We start from the raw sequence: 15232 nt of genomic DNA, 5'->3' as shown, positions 1-15232 counted from the left end.
TTACCTTTCAGAAGAAAAACCTGAGTGTTAAAATATAGCTTACGATAAACTCAAGATTCAAGATTTTAAGGAGGCAGTCAGTATGTCAAATGAAATCCGCGTCCGCTACGCTCCGAGTCCGACTGGGCATTTACATATCGGAAATGCGAGAACGGCGCTTTTTAACTATTTGTTTGCAAGAAGCAAAGGCGGAAAGTTCATCATCCGCATTGAGGATACAGATAAGAAACGGAATATTGAAGGCGGCGAGGAAAGCCAGCTTCATTATTTAAAGTGGCTTGGCATGGATTGGGATGAAAGCATTGACAGGGAAGGCGAATACGGCCCGTACCGCCAATCTGAAAGAAATCATATCTATGAAACCTACTACAAAGAATTGCTCGAAAAAGGGCATGCCTATAAATGCTATTGTACGGAAGAGGAGCTGGAAGCAGAGCGTGAAGCTCAATCTGCAAAAGGCGATACTCCTGCTTACTCAGGAAAATGCCGCCATCTGACAGAGGAAGAAAGAGCTGCGCTTGAAGCTGAGGGCAGAAAGCCGAGCATCCGCTTCCTTGTTCCAAAAGGCCAGATGCTGACATTCAATGACATGGTAAAAGGGGAAGTGTCATTCGAGTCGGATGGCTTCGGGGATTATGTCATCGTCAAGAAAGATGGCACGCCTACCTACAACTTTGCGGTAGCAGTGGATGATCACCTGATGAAAATCTCTCATGTTCTGCGCGGGGATGACCATATTTCCAATACGCCTAAGCAGCAGATGATTTATGAAGCATTGGGCTGGGACCTTCCGGTGTTTGGCCATATGACTTTAATTGTCAATGAAAGCCGCAAAAAACTGAGCAAGCGCGATGAGACGATCATTCAGTTCATTGAACAATACGAAGAGCTCGGCTACTTGCCGGAAGCACTCTTTAACTTTATTGCGCTTCTTGGCTGGTCTCCTGCAGGGGAGGAAGAGATTTTCTCGAAAGAAGAATTCATCGATATCTTTGATGAAAACCGCCTTTCAAAATCTCCGGCCCTTTTCGATAAGCAGAAGCTTGAATGGATGAATAACCAGTACATGAAGAAGCTAGATCAGGAGCGATTGGTGTCCATTTCAGCCCCTCACCTGGTGAAGGCAGGGAAGATCAGCGAAAACTGGCAGCAGGAAAACGAAGAGTGGGTTAATAGCCTGATCACTCTTTACCAGGAAAAAATGAGCTTTGGCGCTCAGATTGTCGAGCTTTCAGAACTGTTCTTCACAGCGGAAATGACCGTTGATGAAGAAGCGAAGGAAGTTCTGGCTGAAGAGCAGGTTCCTGAAGTGCTGTCTGCATTCCTGACGGAAATTGACGCACTTGCAGAATTCAAAGCAGATGAAATTAAAGCGGCTATGAAGGCTGTGCAGAAATCAACAGGACACAAGGGCAAAAAGCTCTTCATGCCTATCCGTTCCGCAACGACCGGCCAAACCCATGGACCGGATCTGCCGCAGGCTATCGAGCTTTTAGGAAAAGAAAAAGTAAAATCTCGTTTAATGAGCATTATTGGTTAACATCTTGGAGAAAATGTAATATAGTATTAAGTAAATTATTCTATATTGAAAAGTGTTGAAGAGGAAAAGTAAGAAAAAAGATGCTTTTTAGAGAAAACCATCACCGGCTGAAAGTGGTTTAAGCCTCTCTTTATTCTGAAGTGCGCCTCTGAGCCTCAATTCGAACGGATGCCATGCTTCCAAGTAGATTTGAGCGGAAACTTATCCGTTAACAAGTTAAAGTTGAGGCTGTTTTAGCCTAAACAGAGTGGAACCGCGCGTAAAGCGTCTCTGTCCGATTGTGGCAGAGGCGCTTTTTTTATATGCAAAATCCGCAACAAATTAGTATATGAGAAAAACATTAATAAAAAAGAAGATCTACGTCAGGAGGGGAAATGAACCATGTTTGCAAGAATGAAGGAAGATATCGAAGTGGTATTTGAACAGGATCCGGCAGCAAGAAGTTATTTGGAAGTAATATTAACCTACTCAGGATTGCATGCTGTCTGGTCACACCGCATTGCCCACGCTCTTTTTAAGCGGAAGTTTTATTTTCTTGCAAGAGTGGTTTCCCAGATCAGCCGCTTTTTCACAGGAATTGAAATTCATCCGGGAGCAAAGATCGGCAGACGCTTTTTTATCGACCATGGCATGGGGGTTGTCATCGGGGAAACATGTGAAATCGGTGATAATGTAACAGTTTTTCAGGGTGTGACACTGGGAGGAACCGGGAAGGAAAAAGGCAAGCGCCATCCTACCATTAAGGACAATGCGCTGATTGCAACAGGGGCGAAGGTTTTGGGCTCAATTACAATTGGCGAGAATTCTAAGGTGGGTGCAGGCTCTGTTGTTCTTCATGAGGTTCCGCCAAATTCAACAGTAGTCGGGATTCCTGGAAGAGTGAAAATTCGGGATGGTGTGAAAATCAGCAAGGATTTAAATCATTGTGATCTTCCCGATCCAATTGCAGACCGGTTTAAGGAACTGGAAGGGGAGCTGCGGGAATTAAAAATGGAAGTGGAAACATTGAGGAAAGAAAGGAGCCAGATTCATGGCCATTCAAATCTATAATACACTTACTCGTCAAAAAGAAGATTTTATTCCCCTGGAAGAGGGAAAAGTGAAAATGTATGTGTGCGGGCCAACCGTTTATAACTATATCCATATAGGGAATGCCCGTCCGCCGATTGTATTTGATACGGTAAGAAGATATCTTGAGTTCCGCGGCTTCGATGTACAGTACGTCTCCAATTTTACGGATGTGGATGATAAGCTGATCCGCGTGGCTAATGAATTGGGAACGGATGTTCCGGCAGTTGCAGAACGGTTCATTAATGCCTATTTCGAGGACGTTTCTGCTCTCGGCTGCAGAAGGGCTGATGTCCACCCGAGAGTGACAGAAAGCATCGATATCATTATTGAATTTATCCAGACATTGATTGATAAAGGCTTTGCGTATGAATCAGAGGGAGATGTCTATTACCATACACGGAAATTTGATGAGTACGGCAAGCTTTCCCATCAGTCCATTGATGAATTGCGTGTCGGCGCCCGCATTGCGGTCGGGGAGAAGAAACAGGACTCCCTTGACTTTGTTCTTTGGAAAGCGGCGAAGGAAGGGGAAATCGCGTGGGAGAGTCCTTGGGGGCAAGGAAGACCCGGATGGCATATCGAATGCTCGGCGATGGCGAAGAAATACCTTGGGGACATGATTGACATCCATGCCGGCGGTCAGGATCTGGCCTTCCCGCATCATGAAAATGAAATTGCCCAGTCGGAAGCACTGACAGGAAAAACCTTCGCCCGCTACTGGATGCATAACGGGTATATTAATATCGACAACGAAAAAATGTCCAAATCACTGGGGAATTTCGTCCTGGTTCATGACATTATCCAAAAGCATGACCCGCAGGTTTTAAGATTTTTCATGCTGTCGGTTCATTACAGGCATCCGATCAACTACAGCAATGAGCTTCTGGAAAACACACGGACAGGGCTTGAGCGCATTAAAACGTCTTATCACAATTTGCAGCACCGCAGAGAAGCAAGTGTGAACCTGACCGATAATAATCAGGAGTGGCTGGATAAAATTACGGCTCTTCATGAGCAGTTCATTCAAGATATGGATGATGATTTTAACACAGCGAATGCTGTATCCATTTTGTTCGAACTGTCTAAGCTTGCGAATTATTATCTGATGGAGAAAAACACAGCTGTGGAAGTGATCGATGCTTTCATGAAAGAATTTGAAACGCTGTTTGATGTATTGGGACTTTCACTTGAAGAGGCACATGCAGACCTTCTGGATGAGGAAATCGAACAGCTGATTGAAGAGAGGCAGCAGGCCAGAAAAGAGCGAAATTTCGAACGGGCAGATAAAATCCGCGATCAGCTGAAAGAAATGAATATTATCCTTGAAGATACACCGCAGGGAATCAGATGGAAAAGAGGCTAAGCAATGCTTCACTATGAAAACAAAGTAGATGAAAAACAATTGAATAGTCTTGCCCTGGCGTATATGGGAGATGCAGTATTTGAAACCTATATACGGCACCATCTCCTGCAAAATGGACGGGTCCGGCCTCATTTTCTCCATAAGGAGGCGACCCGGTATGTTTCTGCAAAAGCCCAGTCCCTGATCATTCATGAATTAATAGACGCTAAGCGGCTGACTGAAGAAGAACTGGCAGTTGTCCGCAGGGGGCGGAATGCCAAGTCCGGTTCAGTGCCGAAAAATACAGATGTCCAAACATACAGATACAGCACAGCTTTTGAATCACTGATCGGCTATCTGTTTTTAGCGAAAAGACAGGAGCGCATGGAAGAGCTGATTCTGGAATCCATTGATTTAGTTGAGAAAAAGAAAGGAGGAGCGGTAAAATGAGCCAGGATTTTATCATTGGGAAGAATCCCGTCATTGAAGCGTTGAAGTCAGAGAGGGATATTAATAAGATTTTTATTGCAGAAGGTTCGCAGGGCGGGCAGATGCAGCAGGTAATCGGTTTGGCGAAGTCAGCCGGGGTCCTCGTCCAGTTTGTACCCAAGAAAAAAATAGATGGGATGGCAGAGGGAAATCATCAAGGTGTCATCGCACAGGTTGCTGCCTATCAATACGCAGAAATCGATGATCTGTTTGCAGCTGCAGAAAAGAAAAATGAAGCACCATTCTTCCTGCTGCTGGATGAAATTGAAGATCCGCACAATCTGGGATCCATCATGAGAACGGCCGATGCAGTCGGTGCCCATGGGATCATTATTCCGAAGAGGAGAGCGGTCGGGCTGACAGCAACGGTAGCTAAAGCATCAACAGGGGCGATCGAGTATATTCCGGTTGTCCGTGTTACCAATATGTCCAGGACGATTGATGAATTAAAAGAAAGAGGCGTCTGGATCGCCGGTACGGATGCAAAAGGAAAACAGGACTACCGCCAGATGGATGGAGCGATGCCTTTAGGCCTTGTGATTGGCAGTGAAGGAAAAGGAATGGGCCGCCTGATACGTGATAAATGCGACTTCCTAATTAACCTGCCGATGGCTGGACATGTTACTTCCCTTAATGCATCAGTTGCGGCTGCACTGCTCATGTATGAGGTTTATCGGAAACGGCACCCGCTTGAGGGATAAAAATGGACATCCTTCTTGTTGACGGATACAACATAATTGGTGCTTGGCCGGAACTCAGGGAGCTCAAAAACAAGGATTTATCATCTGCCAGAGACCGTCTGATTGAAAAAATGGCCGAGTACCAGGGATATTCCGGGTACAGAGTGATTGTCGTGTTTGATGCCCACTATGTAAAGGGCACTGAAAAAAAGTTTAAAAATTCAAAGATCGAAGTTATTTTTACGCGGAATAATGAAACGGCCGATGAACGCATCGAAAAACTGGCTATCGATCTCAGTAATATTAAAACTCAAATTCATGTAGCAACCTCCGATTTCACAGAGCAGTGGGTCATATTTGGCCAGGGGGCCCTAAGGAAATCAGCGAGGGAGCTCTTGAATGAAATGAATTTGATTGAAAGCAGCATCGAAAAAAAAGTAAAAAAAATTCAGGAGAAAAAGCCAGTTTCCAAGATACATCTCAGCGATGAAGTGGCAGAAATTTTTGAAAAATGGCGCAGAGGAGGCCAATGAGCGGTTGACGCTTGAAAAAACCGTGCTGTATAATGTTTCTAACCATGCTTGTACGGTCGGGGGGATCTAAGTGAGTGCTGACTTCAAGACAATCGACGAAAATCTTATAGACTTTATACAGCTAGAGGACGAAGAAATAGTGGAGCTCGTGCATAAGGGCGAGAGTGAGGCGCTGGATTATCTGATTCATAAGTACCGCAACTTTGTCCGGGCAAAAGCAAGATCCTATTTTTTGATTGGCGCAGATAAAGAAGATATTGTACAAGAGGGAATGATCGGCTTATACAAGGCGATCCGTGATTTTAAAGAGGACAAGCTGTCTTCATTTAAAGCGTTTGCCGAGCTGTGCATCACCAGGCAAATCATCACCGCCATTAAGACGGCGACCCGCCAAAAGCATATTCCGCTGAACTCGTATGTGTCTCTGGACAAGCCCATTTATGATGAGGAATCAGACAGAACGCTTATGGATGTTATCTCCGGGGCGAAGGTTATGGACCCTGAAGAGCTGATTATCAACCAGGAAGAATTTGATCATATTGAAGTGAAAATGTCCGAGCTTCTGAGTGACCTTGAACGCAAGGTGCTTGCCCTTTATTTGGACGGGCAGTCCTATCAGGAAATTTCCGAAGAACTGAACCGCCATGTGAAGTCGATTGACAATGCTCTGCAGCGGGTGAAAAGAAAGCTGGAAAGATATCTGGAAGTGCGGGAATTTTCCCTGTAGACAGAATTTGCCAACACCTTGCTTTTTTTTGCAGTTATTGACATGATTTAGGGTGCGTGTTAAAGTTTTAAGGGCGTAATGTGACTTAGTAGGTGGAAATGATGACGAAAAAAGTAATATTGGCATGCTCTGTATGTGGTTCCAGGAATTATTCCACTGCGGGCAAAGATGATGCTGTACGGCTGGAATTGAAGAAATTCTGCAGCACATGCAGTGCTCATACGATCCATAAAGAAACAAAGTGATTATATAGATAAGAAGTTTGTTCTTTTAATAGACTGAAGCTGAGTGTTTTAGGCAGATTGGAAGACCGGTCTGATTTTGAAGCCGCTTTCGCTTCTTGTTAAAGGATATATCTTTCGAAAGTTGGGGGTTACGAAATGCAGCGCATCGTGAATTTTTTCCGTGAAGTTGGCCGGGAAATGAGAAAGGTCAGCTGGCCTAAACGCAAAGAGCTGACAAGCTATACTGTTACCGTACTGGCTACAGTTACGTTTTTCGCTCTGTTTTTTGCAGTGCTTGACCTGGGAATTTCTGAATTGATTCGTATAATTCTTGAATAACCCCTGAGTTTCCATGGTATAATGGAGAATAACACAGGAAACATTTGCAAAGCCCGGAAACGGGTTTTTTAATTTGGAGAAAAATAATAAATTGTTGAATACAGGGAGGGAAGGACGAACAAGTCCTCGTGAATGGAAAAGAATTGGTATGTTGTTCATACGTACTCCGGCTATGAAAATAAAGTAAAAGCCAATCTGGAGAAACGTGTTGAATCAATGGGTATGCAAGATAAGATCTTTCGGGTGGTAGTCCCTGAAGAAGAAGAAACAGAATTTAAGAACGGCAAGAAAAAGGTAGTGAAGCGCAAGGTATTCCCTGGTTATGTACTGGTGGAAATCGTGATGACAGATGATTCCTGGTATGTAGTAAGAAATACTCCGGGTGTAACCGGATTTGTAGGTTCGGCAGGTTCAGGCTCAAAGCCGACTCCGCTATTGCCTGAGGAAGTTACTCAAGTTCTTAAGCATATGGGTGTTGAAGAAGCCCGCTTTGATATCAACTTTGAGATCGGCGAAACGGTAAAGGTGAACGAAGGTCCGTTTGCGAACTTCACAGGCTCTATTGAAGATATTGATAAAGATAAGGCAAAGATTAAAGTGCTTGTGAACATGTTTGGCCGCGACACTCCGGTTGAACTTGATTTTTCACAGATTGAAAAACTGTAAGAATCAGCCTTCTGTGAAAGTACTTTTATATATCTTTGTAAAAAAACTTGAAATTGGCTTTGAAAAGTGATAATATTTCAAAGGTCAGTATGTCTCGGACAAAGAGACTGGACAGTAGTTAAAAGTTCTTTATCTTAATATAAAGACTATAAGTTGAGTGGGAGGGAACTTTCCCTATTACCACATCACGGACTTTAAGGAGGTGTGTCTCGTGGCTAAAAAAGTAATCAAACTTGTAAAGCTGCAAATCCCTGCAGGTAAAGCGAACCCTGCACCACCGGTTGGACCGGCACTAGGTCAAGCAGGTGTTAACATCATGGGATTCTGTAAGGAATTTAACGCTCGAACAGCTGAACAAGCTGGCTTAATCATTCCTGTTGAAATCACGGTTTTTGAAGACCGTTCATTTACATTTATTACGAAAACTCCTCCTGCTGCAGTTCTTCTTAAGAAGGCGGCTGGAATCGAGTCTGGTTCTGGTGAACCAAACCGTAATAAAGTAGCAACAGTCAAGCGTGACAAGGTACGCGAGATTGCTGAAACAAAGATGCCTGATCTAAACGCTGCAAGCGTAGAAGCTGCAATGCGTATGGTTGAAGGTACTGCACGCAGCATGGGTATCGTTATCGAAGACTAATCCATGTATGAAGCAGATTAAGGGATGAGGTTGCGACGTTGAATTTGGTTTCACTCGCAACCTTTGTTCTGTCAAGAGCGGGCGCCTTAATGGGCGCCTCCGCTTTTCGTGTTGAGCAGCGGCGCCTTAGACTAAGGCGTCTCCGCTTTTACTCGTGGGAGGTTATTCCGCTAAAACCACAATCAAGGAGGAAATAAAAATGGCTAAAAAAAGTAAGAAGTACGCAGAAGCTGTGAAGCTTGTTGATTCTTCAAAAGCTTACCCGATTGCTGAAGCAATTGAACTTACGAAGAAAACTAATTTTGCAAAATTTGATGCAACTGTTGAGGTAGCATTCCGCCTTGGAGTTGACCCTAAGAAAGCTGACCAGCAAATCCGTGGAGCAGTAGTTCTTCCAAACGGAACTGGTAAAACTCAGCGCGTTCTTGTATTCGCTAAAGGCGAAAAAGCGAAAGAAGCAGAAGCAGCTGGAGCAGATTTCGTAGGCGATTCTGAATACATCAACAAAATCAGCCAAGGCTGGTTCGACTTTGATGTAATCGTTGCTACACCTGACATGATGGGTGAAGTTGGTAAACTTGGCCGCGTATTAGGACCTAAAGGCTTAATGCCAAACCCTAAGACTGGCACAGTTACTTTTGACGTTCAAAAAGCAGTTAACGAAATCAAAGCAGGTAAAGTTGAATACCGTGTTGACAAAGCTGGTAACATCCACGTGCCAATCGGTAAAGTATCTTTCGAAGACGAAAAGCTTGTTGAAAACTTCAACACTATTTTCGACACAATGATGAAAGTGAAGCCTGCTGCTGCTAAAGGAACTTACATGAAGAACGTTTCTGTTACTTCTACAATGGGACCTGGCGTTAAAGTAGATCCTTCATCTGTTGCAGTAAAATAGAAAAGCGTAAGCGCCTTGCCCAGCCCCGACAAGCATAAGACGAGCCTCACTGAAAGGTGTTCTTTACCTTTCCGGGAGGATTGCCTTATGACCTCGAGGGGCTAGGCGCTGAAGCTGGACAATAATAACAATTGACATTCTGAAATACATGCTGTAATATGTATTTTGTTGTTAAAATATAATAACATTTGTGCCGTAGACAGCAGGTGCTTTATTGCTTAATTTCCTGCCGAGGTATTACGATAGAATTGCTTTTTCTCGCTATTGTATACTTCCTCCATGTCTGCAAAGTCGTGGAGGTTTTTTATTGAACGGTATGAATGTAGAAAATTCTACAGGAGGTGTAAGGATGAGCAGCATTATCGAACAAAAGAAACAAATCGTAGACGAAATTGCTGATAAACTTAAATCAAGTGTATCAACAGTTGTTGTTGACTACCGTGGTCTTTCTGTTGCTGAAGTTACTGAACTTCGTAAACAGCTTCGTGAAGCTGGCGTGGAATTCAAAGTATACAAGAATTCAATGACTCGCCGTGCTGCTGAAGCTGCTGAACTTTCCGGTTTAAACGAGTCTTTAACTGGACCTAACGCAATCGCGTTCAGCACAGAAGATGTAGTTGCTCCAGCGAAAATCCTTAATGATTTCGCGAAAAAGCATGAAGCACTTGAAATTAAAGCAGGTGTAATCGAAGGGAATATCGCTTCAGTAGAAGATGTCAAAGCTCTTGCTGAACTACCATCACGCGAAGGCTTGCTTTCTATGCTACTCAGCGTACTTCAAGCACCTATCCGCAATCTTGCTCTTGCTGCAAAAGCTGTTGCAGATCAAAAAGAAGAACAAGGCGCGTAAGTTGATTTTAGCGTTAAACTAATAGATTCAAACCAAAAATAAGGAGGAAACATAATCATGACTAAAGAACAAATCATTGAAGCAGTTAAATCTATGACTGTTTTAGAACTAAACGACTTAGTAAAAGCTATTGAAGAAGAATTTGGTGTAACTGCTGCTGCTCCTGTAGCAATGATGGGCGGAGCTGCTGCTGGTGGCGCTGCTGAAGAGCAAACTGAATTTGAAGTTGTTCTTACTTCTGCAGGCGACCAAAAAATCAAAGTTATCAAAGTGGTACGTGAAATCACAGGTCTTGGACTTAAAGAAGCGAAAGAACTTGTTGACAACACTCCAAAAGCTCTTAAAGAAGGCGTTTCTAAAGAAGAAGCTGAAGAAGTTAAAGCTAAGCTTGAAGAAGTTGGAGCTGGCGTTGAAGTTAAGTAATAGCCTTTATGAAAAGTCCGCTGCTTAAGCGGGCTTTTTGTTTTGGGGTCGAAATTACATTATTCTTTAACTTTTTGCTTTTTAGTGGGCAATCTTATATAATTCCTTCGAACCCACATAATTTGTGATTCTCCTTTTATCTTCTTATATATACTCCTGGAGGTGATTTCATGTCTGACCACTACTATTCCAAAACACAGCATGTTGATAGCAGCCCTAAAACCTGGAGCTATACTTTAAAGGAATTTCCTTTCCGTTTTAAAACAGACAACGGTGTTTTTTCAAAGGGTGAAGTGGATTTTGGGTCTAAATTATTGATCGAAACATTTGATCAGCCGGAAGCGGATGGGAATATTCTCGATGTCGGCTGCGGATATGGACCTATCGGGCTGACTGCTGCGAAGCTTATGCCGGAACGGACTGTTCATATGGTTGATGTAAATGAGAGGGCGCTTGGACTTGCGAAGGAAAATGCTGAATTGAACGGCATAAAAAATGTCCAAATCTATGAAAGTGACCGCCTTGAAAGTACAAAAGGCAATAAGTTTGCGGCTATCCTGACAAACCCGCCAATCCGCGCCGGGAAAAAGATAGTGCATGATATTTTTGAACAAAGCTTTGAGGCTCTGATATCGGGCGGAGAGCTATGGGTTGTCATCCAGAAAAAGCAGGGTGCATCCTCTGCGATCGATAAACTGACAGAGTTATTCGGTGAAGTGGAGACAGCAGAAAAGAAAAAAGGCTATTTTATATTAAGAGCAAAAAAAGATTGACTTGACTTTTTTGCTATGATAGTATTGTAAAATGCCAACATATTATATTCCTATTTATAACTAAATTTATCTAATAGTTGTATAAAATTGGTTTTAATGGGAAAGCTAACAAAATAATAGTCGTATTGTGAAAATGTGGTTTTTGAAGTGAAAACCCTTTTTCTTTTTGTCTTATAAGAATGGAAGCTTGGCTCATGTCCCTGTGCTATTTTGGGAAGAAGCCTGCTTCTGGGCCAGTTTTACTGGCTGGCTTCGTGCGCCATCGGTCCAGTCGCTAATACCTGAACCGATAGGCAGGCGCTCATCGCTTTTCTTATAGGATGATATAAATTGCTATTAGCAACAATAACGCTTGATTTGAGGGGTGAATCAGTTGACAGGTCAACTAGTTCAGTATGGACGACACCGCCAACGTAGAAGTTACGCACGAATCAGTGAAGTTTTAGAATTACCAAATCTAATCGAAATCCAAACCTCTTCTTATCAATGGTTTCTTGATGAGGGTTTACGAGAAATGTTCCATGATATTTCTCCGATTGAAGACTTTACTGGTAATTTGTCGCTTGAATTTATTGATTACAGCCTTGGCGAACCAAAATATTCCGTTGAGGAATCGAAAGAACGAGATGTTACATATTCTGCACCTTTACGTGTGAAAGTGCGTCTTGTAAACAAAGAAACAGGCGAAGTTAAAGACCAGGATGTCTTTATGGGTGACTTCCCGCTTATGACAGAGACAGGTACGTTCGTTATTAATGGAGCGGAACGTGTCATTGTATCCCAGTTAGTGCGTTCTCCGAGCGTATACTTCAGTGGAAAGCTTGATAAAAACGGGAAAAAAGGCTATTCAGCAACCGTAATCCCGAACCGCGGCGCATGGCTTGAGTATGAAACAGATGCCAAAGACGTCGTATACGTCAGAATAGATCGTACTCGGAAACTGCCCGTTACGGTTCTTTTGCGTGCACTTGGGTTCGGCTCTGATCAAGAGATCATCGATTTGGTTGGAGACAACGAGTACATTCGCAATACGCTTGAGAAAGACAATACGGAAAGCACAGATAAAGCTCTCCTTGAAATCTATGAGCGTCTTCGTCCGGGCGAGCCGCCAACGGTCGAAAATGCAAAAAGCTTGCTTGTCTCAAGATTCTTTGATCCAAAGCGTTATGACCTTGCGAACGTTGGACGCTATAAGATCAATAAGAAGCTTCATATTAAAAACCGCCTGTTTGGCCAAAAACTGGCTGAAACGCTTGTGGATCCAGAAACTGGCGAAATCATTGCGGAAAAAGGAGTTACACTTGACCGCCGTACATTAGACCGCATTCTTCCTAACCTTGAGAAGGATATCGGCTTCAAAACGGTAAGCTTATTAGGCGGAGTAGTAAATGATGAAGTGTTGCTTCAGTCTATTAAGATTTACGCGCCTAATGAAGATGGCGAAAAGGTCATCAATGTGATCGGCAATGCCTATGTGGAAGAAGCAGTGAAAAACATTGCACCTTCTGACATCATTGCATCTATCAGCTATTTCTTTAACCTTCTGCACTCTGTAGGAGATACAGATGATATTGACCATCTTGGAAACAGACGTCTTCGTTCAGTCGGAGAACTATTGCAGAACCAGTTCCGCATCGGTTTATCCCGTATGGAGCGTGTGGTCCGCGAGAGAATGTCCATCCAGGATACAAATACGATTACACCTCAGCAGCTGATTAATATCCGTCCTGTTATTGCGTCAATTAAAGAGTTCTTTGGAAGCTCTCAGTTGTCCCAGTTCATGGACCAGACGAATCCGCTTGCTGAACTTACGCATAAGCGCCGTCTTTCTGCGTTAGGGCCGGGTGGTCTGACGCGTGAACGTGCCGGTTTCGAAGTCCGTGACGTTCACTACTCTCACTATGGCCGTATGTGTCCGATTGAAACGCCGGAGGGACCAAACATCGGTCTGATTAACTCCTTATCTTCCTTTGCGAAGGTGAACCGCTTCGGATTTATCGAAACACCATATCGCCGAATCGACCCTGAGACCGGAAAAGTCACATCCCGCATCGACTATCTGACAGCCGATGAAGAGGATAACTATGTAGTGGCTCAGGCAAATGCGCTTCTTGGTGACGATGGTTCATTCCTTGACGAAGAAGTAGTTGCCCGTTTCAAAGGTGAGAACACAGTTGTCAAGCGCGACCGTGTTGACTACATGGATGTATCGCCGAAACAGGTAGTATCTGCTGCGACAGCATGTATCCCGTTCCTTGAAAACGATGACTCCAACCGTGCCCTCATGGGAGCGAACATGCAGCGTCAGGCTGTGCCATTGATGCAGCCGGAGGCGCCAAGAGTCGGAACTGGTATGGAGTATGTATCAGGTAAAGACTCAGGTGCTGCAGTCATCTGTAAGCATGAAGGAATTGTTGAGCATGTAGAGGCCCGCGAAGTTTGGGTTCGCCGCATTCAAAACGTAGATGGCCAGGAAGTTAAAGGCGATCTTGATAAATACAGAATGCTTAAATTCATTCGATCCAACCAGGGAACCTGCTACAACCAGCGTCCTATCGTCGCTGTTGGCAACCGTGTAACAAAAGGAGAAATCCTTGCTGACGGTCCTTCCATGGAACTCGGTGAATTAGCTCTTGGACGCAACGTTCTTGTAGCGTTCATGACTTGGGATGGCTATAACTACGAGGATGCGATCATCATGAGTGAGCGCCTTGTAAAAGATGATGTTTATACATCCATCCATATTGAAGAATATGAATCAGAATCACGCGATACAAAGCTTGGACCTGAAGAGATCACAAGAGATATCCCTAACGTTGGGGAAGATGCACTGCGCAACCTGGACGAACGCGGAATTATCCGTACAGGTGCGGAAGTAAAAGATGGCGATCTTCTGGTTGGTAAAGTAACTCCTAAAGGGGTAACGGAACTGACAGCTGAAGAAAGGCTATTGCACGCAATCTTTGGTGAAAAAGCACGTGAAGTCCGTGATACATCCCTTCGTGTGCCACATGGCGGAGGCGGTATTGTACTGGATGTTAAAGTGTTTAACAGAGAAGACGGAGACGAGCTTCCTCCAGGGGTTAACCAGCTTGTACGTGTATATATCGTTCAGAAGCGTAAAATCTCTGAAGGTGACAAGATGGCCGGACGTCACGGTAACAAAGGTGTTATCTCCCGTATTTTACCGGAAGAAGATATGCCTTACCTGCCGGATGGCACTCCAGTAGACATCATGTTAAACCCTCTTGGGGTTCCATCGCGTATGAACATCGGACAGGTGCTTGAGCTTCACCTTGGTATGGCTGCCAGAGCTCTTGGCATCCATGTTGCATCTCCTGTATTCGATGGTGCACGTGAGGAAGATGTATGGTCAACGATCGAAGAAGCAGGCATGGCGCGTGATGCGAAGACTGTCCTTTATGATGGACGTTCAGGCGAGCCATTCGACAACCGTGTATCTGTCGGTGTCATGTATATGATCAAACTGGCACACATGGTTGACGATAAGCTTCATGCCCGTTCAACAGGACCTTACTCTCTTGTTACGCAGCAGCCATTGGGCGGTAAAGCTCAGTTCGGCGGACAGCGTTTCGGTGAGATGGAGGTATGGGCACTTGAAGCATATGGTGCTGCCTATACACTTCAGGAAATCTTAACAGTTAAGTCCGATGACGTTGTTGGACGTGTTAAGACTTATGAATCAATCGTCAAAGGCGAGAATGTACCTGAGCCAGGTGTACCGGAATCATTCAAGGTACTGATCAAAGAGCTTCAAAGTTTAGGTATGGATGTTAAGATCCTATCCGGCGATGAAGAAGAAATTGAAATGCGCGACATGGAAGATGAAGATGAAGTTCAGCAGGCTGAATCATTGACAATCGCTCCGGAAAAGCAAAACGAAGAGCAAGCAGTTACGAAAGAATAATTTCATATAAATTCCTTAATCCCTTGGCGCTCCGCCTTACATGGCGGATGCCGCTGGGGATATTATTGGCACTTTGCTGCTGTTTGAGCAATAAGGGTAAAACCCGGAGATC

Annotated in this window: 16 protein-coding genes and 2 other annotated features; all 16 genes read left to right on the top strand. The window is 44.1% G+C overall.

Annotated elements, in window-relative coordinates; all coding sequences use genetic code 11:
• The first annotated feature begins 82 nt into the window (after positions 1 to 82).
• The 16 genes from gltX (at position 83) to rpoB (ending at position 15120) form a co-directional block, all read left to right on the top strand.
• The gene (gene gltX, locus LLY41_RS00360; RefSeq protein ID WP_095246016.1) at positions 83 to 1540 is read left to right on the top strand and encodes a glutamate--tRNA ligase; all 1458 of its coding nucleotides are present in this window, start codon (positions 83 to 85) and stop codon (positions 1538 to 1540) included.
• 46 nt (positions 1541 to 1586) lie between these two features.
• Positions 1587 to 1815 (top strand) — a binding site (T-box leader).
• Between the two features lie 106 nt (positions 1816 to 1921).
• The gene (gene cysE / locus LLY41_RS00355; RefSeq protein ID WP_095246015.1) at positions 1922 to 2590 is read left to right on the top strand and encodes a serine O-acetyltransferase; all 669 of its coding nucleotides are present in this window, start codon (positions 1922 to 1924) and stop codon (positions 2588 to 2590) included.
• Positions 2571 to 3974 (top strand): cysteine--tRNA ligase, encoded by a 1404-nt coding sequence (cysS, locus tag LLY41_RS00350; RefSeq protein ID WP_304586652.1) that lies wholly within the window; start codon positions 2571 to 2573, stop codon positions 3972 to 3974. The genes cysE and cysS overlap by 20 nt, the downstream gene beginning before the upstream one ends.
• Positions 3975 to 3977: 3 nt before the next feature.
• The gene (locus LLY41_RS00345; protein ID WP_095246013.1) at positions 3978 to 4403 is read left to right on the top strand and encodes a Mini-ribonuclease 3; all 426 of its coding nucleotides are present in this window, start codon (positions 3978 to 3980) and stop codon (positions 4401 to 4403) included.
• The gene (rlmB, locus tag LLY41_RS00340; protein WP_095246012.1) at positions 4400 to 5143 is read left to right on the top strand and encodes a 23S rRNA (guanosine(2251)-2'-O)-methyltransferase RlmB; all 744 of its coding nucleotides are present in this window, start codon (positions 4400 to 4402) and stop codon (positions 5141 to 5143) included. The genes LLY41_RS00345 and rlmB overlap by 4 nt, the downstream gene beginning before the upstream one ends.
• A gap of 2 nt (positions 5144 to 5145) precedes the next feature.
• Entirely contained in the window at positions 5146 to 5655 is a 510-nt protein-coding gene (locus LLY41_RS00335; protein ID WP_095246011.1) for an NYN domain-containing protein, read from the top strand.
• 70 nt (positions 5656 to 5725) lie between these two features.
• On the top strand, positions 5726 to 6382 hold the full coding sequence (gene sigH, locus LLY41_RS00330) for an RNA polymerase sporulation sigma factor SigH (RefSeq protein ID WP_009336536.1): 657 nt from the start codon (positions 5726 to 5728) through the stop codon (positions 6380 to 6382).
• Between the two features lie 101 nt (positions 6383 to 6483).
• A complete protein-coding gene (rpmG, locus tag LLY41_RS00325; RefSeq protein WP_095246010.1) occupies positions 6484 to 6627 on the top strand; it encodes a 50S ribosomal protein L33 in 144 nt (47 codons plus the stop codon).
• A 135-nt stretch (positions 6628 to 6762) separates the two neighbouring features.
• On the top strand, positions 6763 to 6945 hold the full coding sequence (gene secE / locus LLY41_RS00320; RefSeq protein WP_035332319.1) for a preprotein translocase subunit SecE: 183 nt from the start codon (positions 6763 to 6765) through the stop codon (positions 6943 to 6945).
• A 132-nt stretch (positions 6946 to 7077) separates the two neighbouring features.
• Positions 7078 to 7611: a transcription termination/antitermination protein NusG gene (gene nusG / locus LLY41_RS00315; protein ID WP_095246009.1), complete on the top strand. Its 534-nt coding sequence runs from the start codon at positions 7078 to 7080 to the stop codon at positions 7609 to 7611.
• Between the two features lie 211 nt (positions 7612 to 7822).
• Positions 7823 to 8248: a 50S ribosomal protein L11 gene (gene rplK, locus LLY41_RS00310; protein ID WP_009336545.1), complete on the top strand. Its 426-nt coding sequence runs from the start codon at positions 7823 to 7825 to the stop codon at positions 8246 to 8248.
• 154 nt (positions 8249 to 8402) lie between these two features.
• Positions 8403 to 9146: a 50S ribosomal protein L1 gene (rplA, locus tag LLY41_RS00305; RefSeq protein ID WP_341036569.1), complete on the top strand. Its 744-nt coding sequence runs from the start codon at positions 8403 to 8405 to the stop codon at positions 9144 to 9146.
• 175 nt (positions 9147 to 9321) lie between these two features.
• Positions 9322 to 9461: a sequence feature (ribosomal protein L10 leader region), on the top strand.
• Positions 9462 to 9495: 34 nt separating this feature from the next.
• On the top strand, positions 9496 to 9996 hold the full coding sequence (gene rplJ / locus LLY41_RS00300; RefSeq protein WP_095246008.1) for a 50S ribosomal protein L10: 501 nt from the start codon (positions 9496 to 9498) through the stop codon (positions 9994 to 9996).
• Between the two features lie 57 nt (positions 9997 to 10053).
• Entirely contained in the window at positions 10054 to 10419 is a 366-nt protein-coding gene (gene rplL / locus LLY41_RS00295) for a 50S ribosomal protein L7/L12 (protein WP_095246007.1), read from the top strand.
• 170 nt (positions 10420 to 10589) lie between these two features.
• Positions 10590 to 11192: a class I SAM-dependent methyltransferase gene (locus tag LLY41_RS00290; protein WP_304586651.1), complete on the top strand. Its 603-nt coding sequence runs from the start codon at positions 10590 to 10592 to the stop codon at positions 11190 to 11192.
• A gap of 364 nt (positions 11193 to 11556) precedes the next feature.
• Positions 11557 to 15120, top strand: coding sequence for a DNA-directed RNA polymerase subunit beta (gene rpoB, locus LLY41_RS00285; protein WP_304586650.1), 3564 nt, complete (start codon positions 11557 to 11559; stop codon positions 15118 to 15120).
• Positions 15121 to 15232: the final 112 nt, after the last annotated feature.

The sequence above is a fragment of the Cytobacillus firmus genome (assembly GCF_023612095.1).
Taxonomy (GTDB): Bacteria; Bacillota; Bacilli; order Bacillales; family Cytobacillaceae; genus Cytobacillus.
Note: the sequence above shows the minus strand (reverse complement) of the source record. Positions and strands in the feature narration are given on the sequence as shown.